Here is an 18,932-nt window from a genome sequence, read left to right as displayed (position 1 = left end):
TGATCCTGGTTTTGCGCTGTTGCTGATGGCCCTTTCGCGAGCAGGCTCGCTCCCACAATTTGAAATGCATTCCAATGTGGGAGCGAGCCTGCTCGCGAAGAGGCCCGAGAGAGCGCTACAAATCCGGCGGATCAGGCCTTGCCGGTAATCTTGCGATACTTGTCCATCAACTGCTCTTCAGTCTCCGGATGCGCCTCGTCCAGCGGAATGCAATCCACCGGGCAGACCTGCTGACACTGCGGTTCGTCGTAGTGGCCGACGCACTGGGTGCACAGGTTCGGGTCGATCACGTAGATCTCTTCGCCTTGGGAAATTGCAGCGTTCGGGCACTCGGGTTCGCAGACGTCGCAGTTGATGCAATCGTCGGTGATGATCAGGGACATGCTAACTCCAGCCGGGGCGGCAGGCCCGGGCGCTATAAATCAATGCGCGCAATTGTGCCGCATTGGCGCCCGTAGTGCACGCGGGCGCCGTTTGAACGGTCGTTACTTCTTGAAGCGCAGGGTCAACGCGTCGGCCACGGCCGGATGCACGAACTTGCTGATATCGCCGCCCAGCGCAGCAATTTCCCGCACCAGCGTTGAAGAAATGAACGAATAACGCTCGGACGGGGTGAGAAACAGGCTCTCGACATCCGGCGCCAACTGGCGATTCATGTTGGCCAGCTGGAATTCGTATTCGAAGTCCGACACCGCACGCAAACCACGCAGGAACACGTTGGCGTTCTGCTCTTTGGCGAAATGCGCGAGCAGCGTCGAGAAACCGACGACTTCCACGTTCGGCAGGTGTTTGGTGACCTCGCGAGCCAGTTCAACCCGTTGCTCCAGCGGGAACAGCGGGTTCTTTTTCGGGCTGGCGGCGACCGCAATGATCACGTGATCGAACAGGCGCGAGGCGCGTTCGACCAGATCGCCATGGCCCTTGGTAATAGGGTCGAAGGTACCTGGGTACAACACTCGGTTCATCGCGTCGTCCTGGCGGGAGTCCGTTGGGGAGTCGGATGGTATCGCAGCCGTCCCGGTCGGCCAAGTCGCCTGTTGGGTAAGAAAGCACTATAGACGATGGCAATAATCCGCATATTCACGGATTTTGCAGCCGGTCGGCCAGTGCGCTCGCCAGTTGCGCGGTCAGGCCATACACCGACAGCTGCGGGTTGGCGCCGATGCTGGTGGGGAACAGCGAGCCGTCGTGAATCGACAGATTGCTCAATTGATGGTGGCGACCGAGGCTGTCGGTGACCGCGCTTTTCGCGTCTTCACCCATCGCGCAGCCGCCCATGACGTGGGCACTGCCGAGCCGCGTTCGATACAACTCAAGGCTCAGGCCATCGATCAACGCGCGTGCTTCGGCCAGGGTGTTCACGTAACGGGCGTCGGCGTGCATCGGCATCACTGATTTCGCGCCGCCGGCGAACTGGATTTCAGCCATGACGTGAAACGCCTTGCGCAAGCCTTCCCAGGCGTACGCCGAGACTTGGTAATCGAGCACCGGCGAGCCGTCACCGCGTAGCTCGACCGCGCCGCCAGTGCTGTCCGGGTGAAAACCATCGCGGAGCAGGGCGAGCATCGCGTGGGTGTGCGGCAGATCGGCCATGTGTTGCGCGTTCTCTTGGCCAAATCCACCGAGCAGCGTCGCTGCGAGCGCTGGATGCAGCGGCGGCACTTCAAGTTTGAACGCCATCGGGCCGGTGGTGCCGTCCTTCCATTGGAAATGGTCGGAGTAGATCGATTGCGGCGCGCCGTAGAACGGGTTGACCACCTCGTCGAAGCGCGCGGCGGACATATTCACCGGGTGCAGAAAGGTGCGCTTGCCGAGGTTTTTATGCGGATCCGGCGCCTCAGAACGCAGCAGCAGCGCCGGGCTGTTGATGCCGCCGCCGGCCAATACGTAATGCCGCGCCTTGACGGTGATTTTGCGCCCGGTAGGTTCGACGCAGCGCTCGTCCATCGCCACGCATTGCACGCCGGTGACGGTGTCGCCGTTGATCAGCAGTTTCTCTGCGCGGGCCAGATAGAGCAGCTCGCCACCCTTTTCCAGTGTGGCGGGAATGGTGGTGACCATCATCGATTGCTTGGCGTTGGTCGGGCAGCCCATGCCGCAGTAACCGAGGTTCCAGCAGCCGCGCACGTTGCGCGGGATCACGTGCCAGCTGTAGCCGAGTTGCTCACAGCCTTTACGGATCACGTCGTTGTTGGCGTTGGGTGGCACCATCCACGGGGCGACGCCGAGGCGCTGTTCCATTTTTTCGAACCACGGCGCCATTTCGGCTGGGCTATGGCCTATGACGTTGTGTTCCTTGGCCCAGTGTTCGAGGGTCGGCTCGGGGGTGCGAAAGCTCGATGTCCAGTTGATCAACGTCGTGCCGCCGACCGCTCGGCCCTGGAGGATGGTGATCGCGCCGTCCTTGCTCATACGCCCGATGCCTTCCTGATAGAGGCTGCTGTAAGCCTGATCTTCGAGCATCTTGAAGTCGGAACTGGTCTTCAGCGGGCCTTCTTCGATCAGCAGGACTTTGTAGCCGGCGGCGCTGAGGATTTCAGCGGTGGTCCCGCCACCCGCGCCGCTGCCGATGATGGCGACATCGGCTTCCAGCGCCAGGTCATCGCTCAGTTGTGCGCCGTTGTAGGTTTTCCAGCCTCGGGCGAGGCCTTCACGGAACGGGTCGGGTACGGGCATCGGTCAGGTTCTCTTTATTATTCTGGATGCAAGGTGTGGCGGCTGGCCCCTGTGGGCGCGAGCCTGCTCGCGAAAGGCGCTACGCCGATCTCAGACGGTGGGCGGGCCGGGATAACCGCAATGCGCCCATGACTCGGCGCGGGCGTACCACGCCATCAGCACCATCTGCTGCAACGAGCTATGCCCCATGCGCAACAGGTTCAGCGAACTGTTTTCCCAGCGATCGAGGAAATGGCGCATCGCCTCGGGGCTGGCGTTTTCCCAACTGCCCCAGATCCCGGTGAGCGGCCCGCGCGTGACGGCCATGCCTAGCACGTCGAACAGTTGCCGGGTGAGTTTGAGCATTTCCGGCGACAGGTGATCGAGGCTGTAGTCCAGCGACTTCAGCGTCCCATCAATCGCGGCGGGCATTTTCTCGGTGGCCACGGCGCCCTCGATCATCACCGGAATCAGCGCGCGCAAGAACAGCAGATCGCCGTCGCGCAGCGCGATGAATCCATTGGCAGCAACGCTCGACGAGCAACCACTTAGGCTAGCGCCGAGGCCAGCGGTGGCGAGGAACGCCGTGGCGCCGAGGCTGAATTTCAGCAGGCCACGGCGCGACAGGGCAGGTGTTTCGGTCAGGCTTGGGTGCATTATTTTTATTACCCGGCAATGACGAATGTTTAGCGAATGAACAGCTTCTGGATCAGTTTCTGAATCGATTTGCCGTAGGGCGGGTAAATCAGCCGGGCCGCGTTGAAGCGCTGTTTAACCAGCACGCCTTTGGCCTTGCTGAAGGTCAGAAAACCTTCATGGCCGTGGTAATGCCCCATGCCCGATGGCCCGACACCGCCGAACGGCATGTCGTCCTGTGCCACGTGCAGCAGCGTGTCGTTCAGGCACACGCCGCCGGAATGGGTTTCGTGCAGCACGCGATTCTGTTCACGTTTGTCGTAGCCGAAGTAGTAAAGAGCCAGAGGACGTGGGCGCTGATTGATGTAAGCAAATGCCTGCTCCACATCGCGGTACGGCACGATCGGCAGCAGCGGGCCGAAGATTTCGTCCTGCATCACGGTCATGTCGTCGCTGACATTCAACAGCACGCTGTGTGGCATGCGTCGGCCCTGGCCTTGCTCGAACAGCGGAATCAGCAGCGCGCCTTTGCTGGTCGCGTCGCTGACGTAGCCGTTGAGGCGCGCCAGTTGGCGTTCGTTGATGATCGCCGTGTAATCCGGGTTGTCGGTGAGGGTCGGGTAAAAGCTCTGCACCGCCTGACGATAGGCTTCGACGAAGCCGCCGACGCGGTCTTCCGGCACCAACACGTAATCCGGGGCGACGCAGGTTTGTCCGGCATTCAGGGTTTTACCGAAGGCGATGCGTTCGGCGGCGTCCTTCAGCGGCACGTCTCTGGAGACGATGGCGGGGGATTTGCCGCCCAGTTCCAGCGTCACCGGCGTGAGGTTTTCGGCCGCCGCGCGCATCACATGTTTGCCGACGCTGGTTGAGCCTGTGAACAGCAGGTGATCAAACGGCAGGCGCGAAAATGCCACGCCGACGTCAGCCTCGCCGAGCACCACGCCCACCAGATCTTCGGGAAAGATTCTCCCCAGCAGTTCTTTGAGCAGCAGGCCGGTGGCCGGGGTCGATTCGCTGAGTTTGAGCATCACCCGATTGCCCGCCGCGAGCGCGCCGACCAATGGCCCGATGGCCAGATACAACGGGTAATTCCACGGTACGATCACGCCGATGACGCCCAGCGGCTGATACACCACTTTCGCTGCAGCGGGCTGGAACGCCATACCGACGTGACGTCGCGAGGGTTTCATCCAGCCCTTGAGACGGCGACTGGCGTAATGAATGCCGTGCAGACTTGGCATCAATTCGGCAAGCAGGGTTTCATCGGCGCTGCGGTGACTGAAATCCGTGCCGATGGCTTCGATCAATGCCTGACGCTCACTGCTCAACACGTCGCGCAATGCCTTCAACCATTGCTGGCGCTGGGCAGCAGGTGGCATCGGGTTGGCGGCGTAGGCTGCCCGTTGCGCTTTGAACAGCCGGTCGAGCGCGTCGAGTGGCTGTTGCAGTGTTTGCAGGTAGGCAATATCGGCAGTCATCGTAGGCTCCGGATTTATTGTAGTGATGAACTTTTTAGAGTCTATGCTCTATAAAGTCAAATGACTTCCGTGCGCAGCTTTGTTTTATCCGTGTCCGGATAGGTCGTAAGATGCTCCCCCATCGCACTCTGAATTAAAGCTCAAGCCATGGCCCCTCGAATAAAAACCAGCGAGCGCATCGTGCAGAACAGCCTCGAGCTGTTCAATCAACAGGGCGAGCGCAGCATCAGCACCAATCACATCGCCGCCCACATGGAGATATCTCCGGGCAACCTGTACTACCACTTCCCCAACAAGCAGGCGATCATCGCCGTGTTGTTCAGTGAGTACGAAGCCTTGGTCGACAGCTTCCTGCGTCCGCCGCAGGGGCGCGCCGCGACGGTCGAAGACAAGCGTTTCTATCTCAAGGAACTGCTCTCGGCGATGTGGCGTTACCGCTTTCTGCACCGCGACCTTGAGCATCTGCTCGACAGCGATGCCGAATTGGCTGCGCGTTACCGGCGCTTTTCCCAGCGTTGCGTGATTCAAGGCGCGGCGATCTACGAAGGCTTTGTCGCCGCCGGGATTCTGAAAATGGATCGGGTGCAGATCGAGTCCCTGACCCTCAACGCGTGGATCATCCTGACCTCGTGGGTGCGCTTTCTCTGCACCACCCGGGAAAACTCCAACCACCTCAGCGAGCAAGCTGTTAAACGTGGCGTGTACCAGGTGTTGGTCCTCGAAGCCGGGTTTGTCACCGACGAGGCCCGAGAACAGGTCAACGCCTTGTTTGATGAGTTCTACGTACCGCTGGCTCAGGCCCTCGAAGACGTGAAATAAACCGTTCTGTTGAAACTCCACAGGAGCCCGTTATGCCGATTGCGCAACTGATCAGCCCGCAAACGCTGGATGCCCGCAAGGATCAGCCGGGGCTGGTGATTCTCGATTGTCGTTTCGCCCTCGAAGATCCGGACTATGGCCAGCGCAGTTATGCCGAAGGGCACATTGCCGGGGCCAGCTTCGCCGATCTGGAACGTGACTTGAGCGGCAAGATCATCAAAGGCGTGACCGGTCGGCACCCGTTGCCTGAGCCGGCCGAATTGATTGAGCGCCTGCAGACGTGGGGCATCAACAACGACAGCGACGTGGTTTTGTATGACGACGGCCCCGGCGCCTACGCGGCGCGGGCATGGTGGTTGCTGGCGTGGCTGGGCAAGCGTGACGGCGTGTTCATTCTCGATGGCGGGCTCAAGGCTTGGCATGCGGCGGGATTGCCGCTGAGCCTCGATGCCCCAACGGGCACGACGGGGCACTTCAGTGGTCAGGCGGATAACGCTTTGCTACTCAGTGCCGAGCAATTGCAACAACGTCTCGGGCAACCGACGCTGACCCTGCTAGACGCTCGCGCTTTGCCGCGCTTCAAGGGTGAAGTGGAGCCGATCGATCCCGTGGCCGGGCATATTCCCGGTGCGCAATGCGCTGCGTTCACTGACAACCTGGGCAGCGATGGACGCTTCCTGCCGGCCGATCAGCTAAAACAGCGTTTCGCTGAAAAACTCGGACAGCGTTCACCGTCGAAACTGGTCGCCTACTGCGGCTCCGGGGTGACCGCGTGCCATAACCTGTTTGCGTTGTGCCTGGCGGGTTATCCGTTGGCTTCGTTGTATGCCGGATCGTGGAGTGAGTGGATCAACGAGCCTTCTCGCGGTATCGCCACGGGCGAATAATCCCCACAAGTACCACCCTGTGGGAGCGAGCAGGCTCGCTCCCACGATTGGTTATTCGTTGTCAGAAGGAAATTGTCGGGCGCTACGGTACGCAGCGGGGCCAACGCCATAAGCCTGTTTGAACTGCCGGCTCAAATGGCTCTGATCGGCAAAACCCAACTGCGTGGCGACTTCCACGGGCAGGCAGCCGTGTTGCAACAGCGCCCGCGCCTGGGCGATGCGTTGCTGCATCAGCCAGGTGTGCGGCGGCATGCCCGTCGCACGGCGGAACACCCGGGCGAAATGGAACGGCGACAGATTGACCGCCGCCGCCAGTTCCTCCAGCGACGGCGGCGCTGCCAGGTGTGTATGCAGCAGATCCTTGGCGGTCAGCACTGCGCGGTGCTCCTTGCCGGGGTTGCCGATTTCTCGCACTGCCGCGTGGCGCTGCAACAGCAGCAACATCATCTCGCGCCAGACCGTTTGCTGTTGCAGCGCGGTGGCGGGGCTTTCGAGCAAGCGATGCAATTGTGCAAAGCCGCTGACCAGATCCGGGTCGCGGTAAAGCGTAGCGCCGAACGCTGGCAGGTTACTGGTGGACAGTTCCAGCTCCTCCAGCAATGAAAGAATCTTGCCAGTGTCCGGATAGAACGCTCGATACAGCCAACCGTCCTCGGTGCCTTTGTGCCCGGTGTGCAGCTCATCCGGGTTGATCAGCACCAGCGTGCCGCTGCCGGCCAGATGCTCGGCGCCGCGATAGCGATAACGCTGGGCGCCGGCCATGATCATCCCAATCACAAAACCGTCGTGCACATGCGGGGCGAAACGCTGTTCGATGTAGCGTGCCGACAACAGCTCGACACCGGGCAACGGCGCCGATTGCCAGAAATGGATCGATTCGCCCTGAGCGCTCATGCGGACACGCTGGCCAGCCATTGCGGGATGCGGCGTTCGAGGTAGTAACCGGGTTGACGCACAGAGCCATCGACGAAGCCTACGTGCCCGCCGCGTGCCTGCAATTCAAAGGTGGTTGAGTCCGACAGTTCGCTCGCCAGAGGCAAACTGTGCGGGAACACAAACGGGTCGTCCGCCGCTTGAATGATCAGGGTCGGCGTACGGATTTCACCGAGATAATAACGACTCGACGCGCGACGGTAGTAATCCTCGGCATCGGTAAAGCCGTGCAGCGGCGCGGTTACCCGGCCATCGAAGTCCCAGAATGTGCGCATGTTCTCCAGCGAGCCGAGCGCCGCCAGTGCCGCCAGACCGTCTTCACGCCCGTCGTGCTCAAACTGCCGCTGCTTGTTCTTGATGTAGGCGACCATCTCGCGCATGAAGTGCGCCTGATAGACCTTGGAAAAGCCCTGGCCGATACGGTCGGCGCATTGGTCGAGACGGAACGGCACCGACACCGCCACCGCACCCAGTACGCCACTGGCGCTACCGGTTTCGCCCAGATGCTTGAGCAGCACGTTGCCGCCCAACGAATAGCCGACGGCATACAACGGCGCCAACGGACGCTTGGCGCGCAGATGCTTGATGGTTTCCGCAAGGTCTTCGCTGGCGCCGGAGTGATAGCTGCGCGGCAGCAGATTCGGCTCGCCCGAACAACCGCGCCAGTTCAGCGCCACGCTGGCCCAACCTTGGTCGGCCAACGCCTTTTGTACGCCGGCCACATAGGGTGAATTGGACGAACCGGTCAGGCCGTGCAAGACCAGCACCAACGGCGCATCGGCCGTGTGCGGGCCATGCCAGTCAAGATCGAGAAAGTCACCGTCCTCAAGCCACAAGCGCTCGCGCTCGCGTTCGATGTGCACGGTTTTGCGCCACAGCGGCCCCCACAAGGTTTGCAGGTGCGGATTGCCGAGGCCGAGGGCGGGGGTGAAGCGTTCTGAAGAGGCGGACACGATGGTTCTCGATGCAGCGCGGCGGCGCCTCTTGTGAAGCGCGCCGCGTGTTCAGGCCGGTCGGTTAACCGGCGATCTCTGCCATACGTTGCCACAACGCATAGTGCACGCGCCCGGATTTCTGCTCGCGGTGCAGGCGCCAGTTGCCCGGCAGGCCGAGGATCGACGGTGCGGTTTCGCTTTCCGTGTAGATCCACGAGTCTGGCGCCAGCCATTGGCGCTCTTCGAGCAACGTGCACACGGCAGGCAACAGGTTCTGGTTGAACGGCGGGTCGAGGAACACCAGATCGAACGGCGTCGCGGTCTGGGTTTCCAGGTAGCGCAGCGCGTCAGCGGTCTGCACCTGACCGTTGGTGCAACGCAGCGTGCCGAGATGTTCTTTCAGGCTCGAGACCGCGATGTTGCTGGCATCCAGCGCCTGGCCCATGGCCGCACCACGGGACAGCGCTTCGAGAAACAGCGCGCCGCTGCCGGCGAACGGATCGAGCACTTTGGCCCCTTCAACATACGGCGCGAGCCAGTTGAACAGGGTTTCACGCACGCGATCCGGCGTCGGGCGCAGGCCCGGAGCGTCGGGGAAACTCAGCTTGCGGCTGCGCCATTGGCCGCCAATGATGCGCAACTGGTTCACACCGTTGTGGACGTTATGCGCAGGTTTTTTGGGGGATCGAGTCGCCATTAATGCTCCGGAACCCCGAGCGGTTGCTCGGCAGGTTTATCAGATGGGGCCGGTAACGGCTTTTGCGGCACGGTCGGGCCAGCGGTGACGATGACCATTTTGTCCGTGCTCAGGTGTTTGTTCAGGGCATCGCGGACTTGTTCCACGGTCAGGCTTTGCGACTGACGCATGAAATCGTCCAGATAGCTCAGCGGCAGATTATAGAAGCCCATGGCGCCGAGTTGGCCGACGATATCGGCATTGCTCGCGGTGGACAGCGGGAAGCTGCCGGCCAGCTCGCGTTTGGCGTCGTCGAGTTCTTTCTGTGTCGGCCCGGTTTTCAGGTAGTCGGCGAGCACGTCCTGCACCAGTTTCAAGGTGCCTTCGCTCATTTCCGCGCGGGTCTGCAAGTTGATCATGAACGGGCCACGGGCCTGCATCGGGCTGAATGCCGAATACACGCCGTAGGTCAGGCCCCGCTTCTCGCGCACTTCGCTCATCAGGCGCGTGCCAAAACCACCGCCACCGAGGATCTGGTTGCCCATCGACAGCGCCGCATAATCCGGGTCGTCACGGTCGATGCCCAGTTGCGCGAGCATCAGGTTGGTCTGCTTCGACGGGAACTCGATGTGGTTGACGCTGGCCTTCGGTTCCTGCGGCTGAGCAATCTTCGCCAACGCCGGGCCTTTCGGCAGGGCAGAGGACACCTGATTGGCAATCGCCTCGGCTTCGGCGCGGGACAAATCGCCGACCAGCGCGATCACCGCGTTGCCAGCGGCGTAAGCCTTGGCGTGGAATTCACGCAATTGCGCGAGGGTGATCTTCGGCACGCTTTGCGGATTGCCGTCGCTCGAATGCGCGTACGGGTGATCGCCATACAAACGCTTCATCAGCTCGAGGCTGGCGAGTTTGCCGGGGTTCTGTTTCTGGTACTCGAAACCGGCGAGCATCTGATTTTTGATGCGCGCGAAGGAATCGGCCGGGAAGGTCGGTTTGCCGACCACTTCCGAGAACAGCTTCAGCGCCGGTTCACGTTGCTCAGGCGCGCTCAGACTGCGCAGCGAGGCCAGCGCCATGTCCTTGAAAGCACCGTTGCCGAAATCCGCACCCAGGCCTTCGAAACCCTGGGCGATGGCGCCGACGTCTTTGCCGGCGACACCTTCGTTGAGCATCGCGTTGGTCAGCACCGCCAGACCCGACGCGCTGCCGTCCTGGCTGCTGCCGGCGGCGAAGATCAGGCGCATGTCGAACATCGGCAGCTCGTGGGCTTCGACGAACAGCACCTTGGCGCCTTCGGCAGTGGTCCAGGTTTGTACGTCGAGCTTGCGGCTGGCCGGGGCCTTGCCGTCGAGTTCGGCCAGCGATTGCAGCTTCTGGCTGGTTTTAGCGTTGTCGAGGGCTTCACTGGCCTTGCTGTCAGCGCTTGGCGTCAGGTAGAACGCGGCAGAGCCGATCACCGCAATGGCGATCAGGCCGAGCAACAGGCGTGGGGTTTTGCGCTCACTCATGGGTCGTCTCCAGTGGCAGGACGTGGGCGACGCTGAGACGTTCGCGGGTGAAATACAGCTTGGCGGCGTTCTGGATGTCTTGCGGGGTCACGCTTTCCAGATCGGCAAGTTCGGTGTCCATCAGTTTCCACGACAGGCCGACGGTTTCCAGTTGGCCAATGGCGGTGGCCTGGCTGGTGATCGAATCACGTTCGAAGACCAGACCGGCAATCACTTGCGCACGCACGCGCTCCAGTTCTTCAGCGGACGGCGCGGTGGTCTTCAGCTGTTCCAGCAGTTTCCACAGACCGGCCTCGGCTTGCGCAATGGTCTTTTTCTTCTGAGTATTCGGGGTTGCCGACAGGGTGAACAGGCTGTCGCCACGGGTGTAGGCGTCGTAGTTCGACGAACCACCGGAGACCAGCTCTTCGCCGCGCTCCAGTTGTGTCGGGATGCGACCGCTGTAACCGCCGTCGAGCAGCGCGGAGATAAGCCGCAGCGCGTTGACCGAGCGCTTGTCTTCAGCGGTGGCGATGCTTGGCACGTTGAAACCGAGCATCAGGCTAGGCAATTGCGTCTGCACACGCAGGGTGATTTGGCGTTCACCGGGTTCGGCCAGTTCCAGCGGCTTTTTCGCCGGTGGCACGTCGCGTTTGGCGATCGGGCCGAAATAGCGCTGGGCGAGGGTTTTCACTTCGTCCGGAGTAACGTCGCCGACCACCACCAGCGTGGCGTTGTTCGGGACGTACCAGGATTGGTACCAGTGGCGCAGCTCTTCGACTTTCATGCGGTCGAGGTCGGCCATCCAGCCGATGGTCGGCGTGTGGTAGCCGCTGGCCGGGTAGGCCATGGCTTTGTAGCGCTCGTAGGCCTTGGACATCGGCTTGTCATCGGTGCGCAAGCGGCGCTCTTCCTTGATGACTTCGATTTCCTTGGCGAACTCGTCGGCCGGCAGGCGCAGATTGGCCATGCGGTCGGCTTCCAGTTCAAAGGCTACGCCCAAGCGGTCGCGCGCCAGAACCTGGTAATAAGCGGTGAAGTCGTCGCTGGTGAAAGCGTTCTCTTCGGCGCCCAGATCACGCAGGATCAACGACGCTTCGCCGGGGCCGACTTTCTCGCTGCCTTTGAACATCATGTGCTCAAGCGCGTGGGACAGACCGGTCAGGCCCGGGGTTTCGTAGCTGGACCCGACCTTGTACCAGACCTGCGAGACCACCACGGGCGCGCGATGGTCTTCGCGCACGACGACCTTGAGGCCGTTGTCGAGGGTGAATTCGTGGGTCGGTTGCGGGTCGGCCGCCAGGGCCGAAAGGGGCAGGCAGACTGTGCTGAGCAGCAGGCCTGCAGCGCGGCGGGCTAGAGCATTCATTCGTTTTTTAACCTGTTGGGCTGCCCGCTTGGTCTTAGCCTAGGCGGGCGAGGAGGTGCTAGGATACTGATCCGTTTTACTGGCGGCCACGCCTATCAAGCCACTGATCGGTCGATAGGTTGTATGGGTTCCCGGCAGAAGCTTTGAGTTTGTCAGCTAAACTCTGCGTTTTCGCCGAAGATGCCGTTCCAGTCCTTCGTATTAATCGACCTTTGAGGTGTCTCTGGCGCCTCGACAAAATGTTGCGCGTGAACAAGCTGGATGAAACACAGTCTGTTCTGCATCGAATATTTATTTGCCGGGGCGCCCTTATGGCGCGTCGCTACCGTGAGATAGCCGTCCTCCATGTTTGGTTCCAACGACGACAAGAAGACCCCAGCTGCGGCTGGCGAGAAGAAAAGCCTGTTCGGATGGCTGCGTAAGAAACCGCAGGAACCCGTCGTCGAACAGCCGCCCGCGATTCCTGAGCCTGCGCCGCAACCTGCTCCGGTTATAGAAGAAGAGCCGGCACCGATCGTTCTGCCGATTGCCGAACCGGTGTTGCAACCGGTTGAGCCGGAACCAGAGCCGGAAGCGCCAGTGGCTGCAGAATTGCCGCTGACCCCGGCGGTCGAGCCGTGGCTGACCTTGCCGGTGGCGGAAGAGCCGGTGGCACTGGTTGAAGAGGCCGCGCCGCACATCACCCCAGAGATTCCTGCGCCTGCTGCGTTCGTTCCAGAGATGGCTCCAGCGCCGGTGGTTGAGCCGGTCATCGAGCCTGTGCCGGTTGTTGCTGAAGCCGCTCCTGAAATTATTGTTCCTGAGCCTGTTGCTCCGGTCGTTGTTGCGCCTGTTGCTCCAGTCGTGCAACCGCCCGAACCAACACCGGCACCTGCTCCCGTTGTTGCAGCTCCAGCCCTGCCGGTTGAAGTGATCGCCGAAACCCCCGTTGAAGCCCCGCGCACCGAAGAAACCAAAGCCGGCTTCTTCGCCCGTCTCAAGCAAGGCCTGTCGAAAACCAGCGCCAGCATCGGCGAGGGCATGGCCAGTCTGTTCCTCGGCCGCAAAACCATTGACGACGATTTGCTCGACGACCTCGAAACCCGTCTGCTCACCGCCGACGTGGGTGTCGAAGCCACCACGCAGATCATCCAGCGCCTGACTCAGAAGGTCGCCCGCAAGGAACTGGCCGACGCCGATGCGCTGTACAAATCCCTGCAGGCCGAACTGGCCGCGATGCTCAAACCGGTTGAACAACCGCTGAAAATCGCTTCGCAGAACAAGCCGTTCGTGATTCTCGTGGTTGGCGTCAACGGCGCCGGCAAAACCACCACCATCGGCAAACTGGCGAAGAAGCTGCAACTGGAAGGCAAGAAAGTCATGCTCGCCGCCGGTGACACCTTCCGCGCCGCTGCCGTGGAGCAATTGCAGGTCTGGGGCGAGCGCAACAAGATCCCGGTGATCGCCCAGCACACCGGCGCCGACTCGGCTTCGGTGATTTTTGACGCCGTGCAGGCCGCCAAGGCCCGTGGCATCGACGTGTTGATCGCCGACACCGCCGGTCGTCTGCACACCAAAGACAACCTGATGGAAGAACTGAAGAAGGTTCGCCGGGTGATTGGCAAGCTCGACGCCGACGCGCCGCACGAAGTATTGCTGGTGCTCGACGCCGGTACTGGCCAGAACGCCATCAACCAGGCCAAGCAATTCAACCAGACCGTCGAACTGACCGGTCTGGCGCTGACCAAGCTCGACGGCACTGCCAAGGGCGGGGTCATCTTCGCCTTGGCCAAGCAGTTTGGTCTGCCGATCCGCTACATCGGCGTCGGTGAAGGCATCGACGATTTGCGCACCTTTGAAGCCGAACCCTTTGTCCAGGCACTGTTTGCCGAGCGGGAGCGTTCATGATTCGTTTCGAACAGGTCGGTAAACGCTACCCGAACGGTCACGTCGGCTTGCATGAGCTGAGCTTTCGAGTCCGTCGTGGCGAGTTCTTGTTTGTTACCGGCCACTCCGGTGCCGGTAAATCCACCTTGTTGCGCCTGTTGTTGGCGATGGAACGTCCGACCAGCGGCAAGTTGCTGCTGGCCGGGCAAGACCTGAGCACCATCAGCAACGCGCAGATTCCGTTCCTGCGCCGGCAGATCGGCGTGGTGTTCCAGAATCACCAGTTGCTGTTCGATCGCACGGTGTTCAACAACGTCGCCTTGCCGCTGCAGATTCTCGGGCTGTCCAAGGCCGAAATCGCCAAGCGTGTCGATTCAGCACTGGAGCGCGTGGCGCTGTCGGATAAAACCGATCTGTACCCGGGCGACCTGTCCACCGGTCAGCAACAGCGCGTCGGCATTGCCCGCGCCATCGTGCACCGCCCGGCCTTGCTGCTGGCGGACGAACCGACCGGTAACCTCGACCCGCGTCTGGCGGCTGAGATCATGGGCGTGTTTGAAGATATCAATCGTCTCGGCACCAGCGTGCTGATCGCCAGTCACGACCTGGCGCTGATCGCGCGCATGCGCCATCGCATGCTGACCCTGCAACGTGGCCGCTTGATCGGCGACGGGGAGGCCGGGGTATGAGTGCGACACGTAGCCCAAAGGTTTCCGAACGCGTGGCCCCGAAGGCCGCCGATCCGCAGCCGCCGAAGAAGAAAAAGCACGACGATGACGATGGCCCGGATTTCGCCACGCTGTTCCGTGCCTGGGTCGAAAGCCATCGCGCCAGTCTGCTCGACAGCCTTCGTCGTTTGGGCAAACAGCCGATCGGCAGCTTCTTCACCTGCATGGTGATGGCGGTGGCACTGAGCCTGCCAATGGGCCTTTCGCTGTTGCTCAACAACGTCGAACGTCTGGGCGGTTCGTGGCAGCGCGCGGCGCAGATCTCGTTGTATCTGCAACTCGATGCCAGCCCGGAGCAGGGCGAGGCGTTGCGCGAGCAGATCAAAGGCATGCCCGGCGTAGCTGATGCTGAATATGTCGGCCGTGATCAGGCGCTGGAGGAGTTCCAGCAGCAGTCCGGACTGGGCGAAGCCCTGCGCGAGCTGCCGGAAAACCCGTTGCCGGGCGTGGTGCTGGTCACCCCGAACGAAGTCGACAAGCCGACCCTGGAAGCATTAAGACAAAAACTTTCCGAGCTGCCCAAGGTACAACAGGCGCAACTTGATCTAGTCTGGGTCGAGCGTCTGGCCGCCATCCTCAAGCTCGGTGACCGTTTTGTCTTCGGTCTGACGGTGCTGCTGGTTTCTGCATTACTTTTGGTGATAGGCAATACCATCCGTCTTCATATTGAAAACCGCCGCACAGAGATAGAAGTGATTAAACTCGTCGGCGGCACTGACAGTTATGTGCGTCGCCCCTTCCTTTATATGGGCGCTTTGTATGGCTTCGGTGCGGGGCTTCTGTCCTGGGGTGTATTGGCGTTCGGCCTGAACTGGCTGAACGATGCGGTGGTTGGGCTGGCCGGCTTGTACGGCAGTGATTTCGCGCTGGCCGGAGTGCCAGTTGCCGACGGTCTGTCGCTCTTGCTTGGCGCGGTGCTGTTGGGTTATATCGGTGCATGGATTGCAGTCGCACGCCATCTCAGGGAGCTGGCGCCGAAGTAGAATCTTTTTTGCGCGTGATTGACCTCGCGGTTTTTTGGGAACTTGTATTTGAGTTCCCGGTCAATTTTTCGCAGTGCTGAGAAGCACGAGTATGTAAGTGGGAGGTTTTTTCGTATGACCAATTCTTTGCAACCTGCGTATGCGTTGGTTCCGGGTGCGAACCTGGAAGCCTATGTGCACACCGTCAACAGCATTCCATTGCTGACGCCGGAGCAGGAGCGTGAACTGGCCGAGAGTCTCTACTATGAGCAGGATTTGGGGGCGGCTCGGCAGATGGTGCTCGCCCACCTGCGTTTTGTCGTACACATTGCCCGTAGCTATTCCGGCTACGGTCTGGCTCAGGCTGACCTGATCCAGGAAGGTAACGTCGGCCTGATGAAGGCCGTGAAGCGCTTCAACCCGGAAATGGGTGTGCGTCTGGTGTCGTTCGCCGTGCACTGGATCAAGGCGGAAATTCACGAGTTCATCCTGCGCAACTGGCGCATTGTGAAAGTCGCGACCACCAAGGCCCAGCGCAAGCTGTTCTTCAACCTGCGCAGCCAGAAGAAACGTCTGGCGTGGCTGAACAACGAGGAAGTCCACCGCGTGGCGGAAAGCCTCGGCGTTGAACCGCGTGAAGTGCGCGAGATGGAAAGTCGCCTGACCGGCCATGACATGGCCTTCGACCCGGCTGCTGAAGCCGACGACGACAGCGCTTTCCAGTCGCCGGCCAACTACCTGGAAGACCACCGGTACGACCCGGCGCGTCAACTGGAAGATGCCGACTGGAGCGACAACTCCAACAACAACCTGCACGAAGCACTGGAAGTGCTGGACGAACGCAGCCGCGACATCCTCTACCAGCGCTGGCTGGCAGAAGAAAAAGCCACGCTGCACGACCTGGCGCAGAAGTACAACGTGTCGGCCGAGCGAATCCGTCAGCTCGAGAAGAGCGCGATGAACAAGCTCAAGTTGTCGATCGCCGCGTAACCGGCGAGCAGGCAATAAAAAACGCCCCGATCAGCGATGATCGGGGCGTTTTCATTTGTACTTCAACACAGCTTTCCTGTGGGAGCGAGCCTGCTCGCGAAGGCTGAATGTCAGTTTGTATTGATGTTTCTGGTACACCGCTTTCGCGAGCAGGCTCGGTCCCACCTTTGATCTTCAGGGTTTGGAAGACTCGTGCCCAATTATCGAGCCCACGGCGCCCGGCGCGAATCATTCAGTCCCGTCAGATAACTCGTCCCACCCAACTGACTCATCTGCTGCCGAATCCACCCGGCCCGGCGCGACACATAAGCGGTCGGATGGCTCGCACTCCATACCCGCGGATTGGGCAACACAGCCGCCAGATAACTGGCCTGCTGCCGCGACAACGACTTCGCGCTCACACCAAAGTGATGACGGGCCGCAGCCTCGGCGCCAAACACCCCGTCATCCCACTCGACGCTGTTCAGGTACACCTCAAGAATTCGCTGCTTGGGCCAGAACACCTCGATCAACGCGGTGAACCACGCCTCCAGGCCTTTACGTAGATAGCTGCGACCGGCCCACAGAAACAGGTTCTTCGACACCTGTTGGCTCAGGGTGCTGGCGCCGCGAATCGATCCGCCGAGTTCGTTATGGGCGAGCGCTGCCTGAATCGCACTGAAGTCAAAGCCCCAGTGCTCCGGGAATTTCTGATCCTCACCGGCCATGACCGCCACTTTGAGGTCATCGGAGATTTCATCCCACGGTTTCCACGTGCGCTGCAGGTCAATCGGCTCGCCGTCGATCCAGGATTCGACCTTGCGTTCGACCATCAGCGCCGTGCCCGGCGGCGGCACGAAGCGAAACACCAGCACCAGCAAAACGCTGCCGCCCGCGAACCAGAGCAGGGCCTTCGTGAGACGACGGAAAATAGTACGCAGCATAGAGATGGCTTGGCCGAACCCGTGGAGCGGGCCATTATACAGACCCTGCCGATCGAGTCTGACTGGAGTTCTTCATGTTGCGTGGCTTTCTAATGCTGGCCGCTTTCTTTGGTTTCACCGGTGTCGCGTTGGGCGCCTTCGCTGCCCACGGCTTGAAAAACCGTCTGACGCCGGAGTATCTGGCGATTTTCCATACCGGCGTCACTTATCAACTGGTGCACACCCTGGCGTTGTTCGGTGTTGCGTTGTTGGCCACGCAGATTCAAGGTCGACTGGTCGCGTGGGCCGGCGTTTCTTTCGTGGTCGGCATCCTGTTGTTCTCCGGCAGCCTGTACGTGCTGACCACCACCGGCATCAGCAAGCTCGGCATCATCACGCCGTTCGGTGGCCTGGCGTTTCTGGTCGGATGGGTGTGCCTGGGCCTGGCCGCCTGGCGCTTGCAACCAACCGCTTGACGCTTGGTGCTGACCTTTAGGTCATGATCGGGCTAGAATGCCAGCCCCTAAAAATGATGGCGGCGTTGCGCATGCGCATTCAGTTGAACGGTGAATCCCTTGAACTGCCCGACGGCGAGACCGTTGCGGCCCTGATCACCCGTCTGGAACTGACCGGACGCCGGGTGGCAGTCGAACTCAATCTGGATATCGTCCCGCGCAGCCAGCATGCCGACACCACCCTCAACGATGGCGACAACGTTGAAGTGGTGCACGCCATCGGCGGCGGCTGATCGCCCGGCCCGCGAGGGCACAGAATTCTGCAAGACCCTCACCCCTAAAGAGGATTCCCCATGAGCATCGTTCGTAGCGACAAGCCTTTTGTGCTGGCCGGTCGTACTTACCAGTCGCGTTTGCTGGTCGGTACCGGCAAGTACCGTGACATGGAAGAAACCCGTCAGGCCATCGAAGCCTCGGGTGCCGAAATCGTCACCTTCGCCGTGCGCCGCACCAACCTGGGCCAGATCGAAGGCGAGCCGAACCTGCTCGACGTGCTGTCGCCGGAGCGCTACACCTTTCTGCCGAACACCGCTGGCTGCTACGACGCCATCGAAGCCGTGCGCACCTGTCGCCTGGCCCGTGAGCTGCTCGACGGCCACAACCTGGTGAAGCTGGAAGTGCTGGCCGACCAGAAGACCCTGTTTCCTAACGTGATTGAAACCCTCAAGGCCGCCGAAACGCTGGTCAAGGAAGGTTTCGACGTGATGGTCTACACCAGCGATGACCCGATCATCGCCCGTCAACTGGCGGAAATCGGCTGCATCGCGGTGATGCCGCTGGCCGGTCTGATCGGTTCCGGTCTGGGGATCTGCAATCCGTACAACCTGCAGATCATCCTTGAAGAAGCCAAGATTCCTGTGTTGGTCGATGCCGGTGTCGGCACTGCGTCCGACGCAACCATCGCCATGGAACTGGGTTGCGATGCGGTGCTGATGAACTCGGCCATCGCCCACGCCCAGCAGCCAGTGATGATGGCCGAAGCCATGAAACACGCCATCGTCGCAGGCCGTCTGGCCTACCTCGCTGGCCGTATGCCGAAAAAACTCTATGCCAGCGCCTCTTCGCCGCTGGATGGTCTGATCAAGTAAGAG

20 protein-coding genes are annotated in these 18,932 nt (G+C 61.0%); 9 read left to right on the top strand and 11 right to left on the bottom strand.

The window, feature by feature from the left end:
• Nucleotides 1–131: 131 nt before the first annotated feature.
• The 5 genes from ACQ4OE_RS06850 to ACQ4OE_RS06830 all read right to left on the bottom strand — a co-directional run bounded on the left by ACQ4OE_RS06850 (nt 132) and on the right by ACQ4OE_RS06830 (nt 4,772).
• Nucleotides 132–383, bottom strand: a complete 252-nt coding sequence (locus tag ACQ4OE_RS06850; RefSeq protein ID WP_017734768.1) for a YfhL family 4Fe-4S dicluster ferredoxin — start codon at nt 381–383, stop codon at nt 132–134.
• 102 nt (nt 384–485) lie between these two features.
• A complete protein-coding gene (coaD, locus tag ACQ4OE_RS06845; protein WP_003229157.1) occupies nt 486–965 on the bottom strand; it encodes a pantetheine-phosphate adenylyltransferase in 480 nt (159 codons plus the stop codon).
• A gap of 115 nt (nt 966–1,080) precedes the next feature.
• Nucleotides 1,081–2,676, bottom strand: a complete 1,596-nt coding sequence (locus ACQ4OE_RS06840) for a GMC family oxidoreductase N-terminal domain-containing protein (protein ID WP_430946179.1) — start codon at nt 2,674–2,676, stop codon at nt 1,081–1,083.
• 90 nt (nt 2,677–2,766) lie between these two features.
• Nucleotides 2,767–3,312, bottom strand: a complete 546-nt coding sequence (locus ACQ4OE_RS06835; protein ID WP_430946178.1) for a twin-arginine translocation pathway signal protein — start codon at nt 3,310–3,312, stop codon at nt 2,767–2,769.
• 29 nt (nt 3,313–3,341) lie between these two features.
• Nucleotides 3,342–4,772, bottom strand: coding sequence for a coniferyl aldehyde dehydrogenase (locus ACQ4OE_RS06830; RefSeq protein ID WP_430946177.1), 1,431 nt, complete (start codon nt 4,770–4,772; stop codon nt 3,342–3,344).
• A 147-nt stretch (nt 4,773–4,919) separates the two neighbouring features.
• Here ACQ4OE_RS06830 and ACQ4OE_RS06825 point away from each other — a divergent pair, with 147 nt between their 5' ends.
• Both ACQ4OE_RS06825 and ACQ4OE_RS06820 read left to right on the top strand, forming a co-directional pair.
• Complete coding sequence (locus ACQ4OE_RS06825) at nt 4,920–5,591, top strand: TetR/AcrR family transcriptional regulator (RefSeq protein ID WP_122594665.1); 672 nt, start codon at nt 4,920–4,922, stop codon at nt 5,589–5,591.
• Nucleotides 5,592–5,623: 32 nt separating this feature from the next.
• Nucleotides 5,624–6,478 (top strand): sulfurtransferase, encoded by an 855-nt coding sequence (locus ACQ4OE_RS06820; protein ID WP_430946176.1) that lies wholly within the window; start codon nt 5,624–5,626, stop codon nt 6,476–6,478.
• Between the two features lie 51 nt (nt 6,479–6,529).
• On the opposite strand, the gene ACQ4OE_RS06815 is transcribed toward ACQ4OE_RS06820, so the two are convergent.
• The 5 genes from ACQ4OE_RS06815 to ACQ4OE_RS06795 all read right to left on the bottom strand — a co-directional run bounded on the left by ACQ4OE_RS06815 (nt 6,530) and on the right by ACQ4OE_RS06795 (nt 11,878).
• Nucleotides 6,530–7,372 (bottom strand): AraC family transcriptional regulator, encoded by an 843-nt coding sequence (locus tag ACQ4OE_RS06815; protein WP_122594852.1) that lies wholly within the window; start codon nt 7,370–7,372, stop codon nt 6,530–6,532.
• Entirely contained in the window at nt 7,369–8,364 is a 996-nt protein-coding gene (locus ACQ4OE_RS06810) for a hydrolase (protein WP_430946175.1), read from the bottom strand. Before ACQ4OE_RS06810 ends, ACQ4OE_RS06815 begins: the two co-directional genes overlap by 4 nt.
• Before the next feature lie 64 nt (nt 8,365–8,428).
• Nucleotides 8,429–9,043 (bottom strand): 16S rRNA (guanine(966)-N(2))-methyltransferase RsmD, encoded by a 615-nt coding sequence (gene rsmD, locus ACQ4OE_RS06805; RefSeq protein ID WP_105704581.1) that lies wholly within the window; start codon nt 9,041–9,043, stop codon nt 8,429–8,431.
• Nucleotides 9,043–10,530 carry a M16 family metallopeptidase gene (locus tag ACQ4OE_RS06800; protein ID WP_430946174.1) on the bottom strand — a complete coding sequence of 496 codons (1,488 nt, stop codon included), beginning with the start codon at nt 10,528–10,530 and terminating at the stop codon, nt 9,043–9,045. Before ACQ4OE_RS06800 ends, rsmD begins: the two co-directional genes overlap by 1 nt.
• Nucleotides 10,523–11,878, bottom strand: a complete 1,356-nt coding sequence (locus tag ACQ4OE_RS06795) for a M16 family metallopeptidase (RefSeq protein ID WP_430946173.1) — start codon at nt 11,876–11,878, stop codon at nt 10,523–10,525. The genes ACQ4OE_RS06800 and ACQ4OE_RS06795 overlap by 8 nt, the downstream gene beginning before the upstream one ends.
• A 345-nt stretch (nt 11,879–12,223) precedes the next feature.
• Between ACQ4OE_RS06795 and ftsY the strand changes: the two genes are divergently transcribed.
• The 4 genes from ftsY (at nt 12,224) to rpoH (ending at nt 16,424) form a co-directional block, all read left to right on the top strand.
• Nucleotides 12,224–13,765, top strand: a complete 1,542-nt coding sequence (ftsY, locus tag ACQ4OE_RS06790) for a signal recognition particle-docking protein FtsY (protein WP_430946172.1) — start codon at nt 12,224–12,226, stop codon at nt 13,763–13,765.
• A complete protein-coding gene (gene ftsE / locus ACQ4OE_RS06785) occupies nt 13,762–14,433 on the top strand; it encodes a cell division ATP-binding protein FtsE (protein WP_003229148.1) in 672 nt (223 codons plus the stop codon). The genes ftsY and ftsE overlap by 4 nt, the downstream gene beginning before the upstream one ends.
• Nucleotides 14,430–15,455, top strand: a complete 1,026-nt coding sequence (ftsX, locus tag ACQ4OE_RS06780; RefSeq protein ID WP_122594673.1) for a permease-like cell division protein FtsX — start codon at nt 14,430–14,432, stop codon at nt 15,453–15,455. Before ftsE ends, ftsX begins: the two co-directional genes overlap by 4 nt.
• Before the next feature lie 114 nt (nt 15,456–15,569).
• Nucleotides 15,570–16,424: an RNA polymerase sigma factor RpoH gene (rpoH, locus tag ACQ4OE_RS06775; RefSeq protein ID WP_042561557.1), complete on the top strand. Its 855-nt coding sequence runs from the start codon at nt 15,570–15,572 to the stop codon at nt 16,422–16,424.
• A gap of 200 nt (nt 16,425–16,624) precedes the next feature.
• Here the strand turns inward: rpoH and mtgA are convergent, their stop codons facing one another.
• Entirely contained in the window at nt 16,625–17,347 is a 723-nt protein-coding gene (gene mtgA / locus ACQ4OE_RS06770; protein WP_122594674.1) for a monofunctional biosynthetic peptidoglycan transglycosylase, read from the bottom strand.
• A 74-nt stretch (nt 17,348–17,421) separates the two neighbouring features.
• Here mtgA and ACQ4OE_RS06765 point away from each other — a divergent pair, with 74 nt between their 5' ends.
• The 3 genes from ACQ4OE_RS06765 to ACQ4OE_RS06755 all read left to right on the top strand — a co-directional run bounded on the left by ACQ4OE_RS06765 (nt 17,422) and on the right by ACQ4OE_RS06755 (nt 18,929).
• Entirely contained in the window at nt 17,422–17,802 is a 381-nt protein-coding gene (locus ACQ4OE_RS06765; RefSeq protein ID WP_122594675.1) for a DUF423 domain-containing protein, read from the top strand.
• 71 nt (nt 17,803–17,873) lie between these two features.
• On the top strand, nt 17,874–18,074 hold the full coding sequence (gene thiS, locus ACQ4OE_RS06760) for a sulfur carrier protein ThiS (protein ID WP_122604433.1): 201 nt from the start codon (nt 17,874–17,876) through the stop codon (nt 18,072–18,074).
• 60 nt (nt 18,075–18,134) lie between these two features.
• A complete protein-coding gene (locus ACQ4OE_RS06755; RefSeq protein ID WP_007913621.1) occupies nt 18,135–18,929 on the top strand; it encodes a thiazole synthase in 795 nt (264 codons plus the stop codon).
• Nucleotides 18,930–18,932: the final 3 nt, after the last annotated feature.

The organism is Pseudomonas sp. WC2, from assembly GCF_050586545.1.
Classification (GTDB): domain Bacteria; phylum Pseudomonadota; class Gammaproteobacteria; order Pseudomonadales; family Pseudomonadaceae; genus Aquipseudomonas.
The sequence above is the reverse complement of the archived record's forward strand: the minus strand, read 5'-3'. Positions and strand labels throughout refer to the sequence as shown.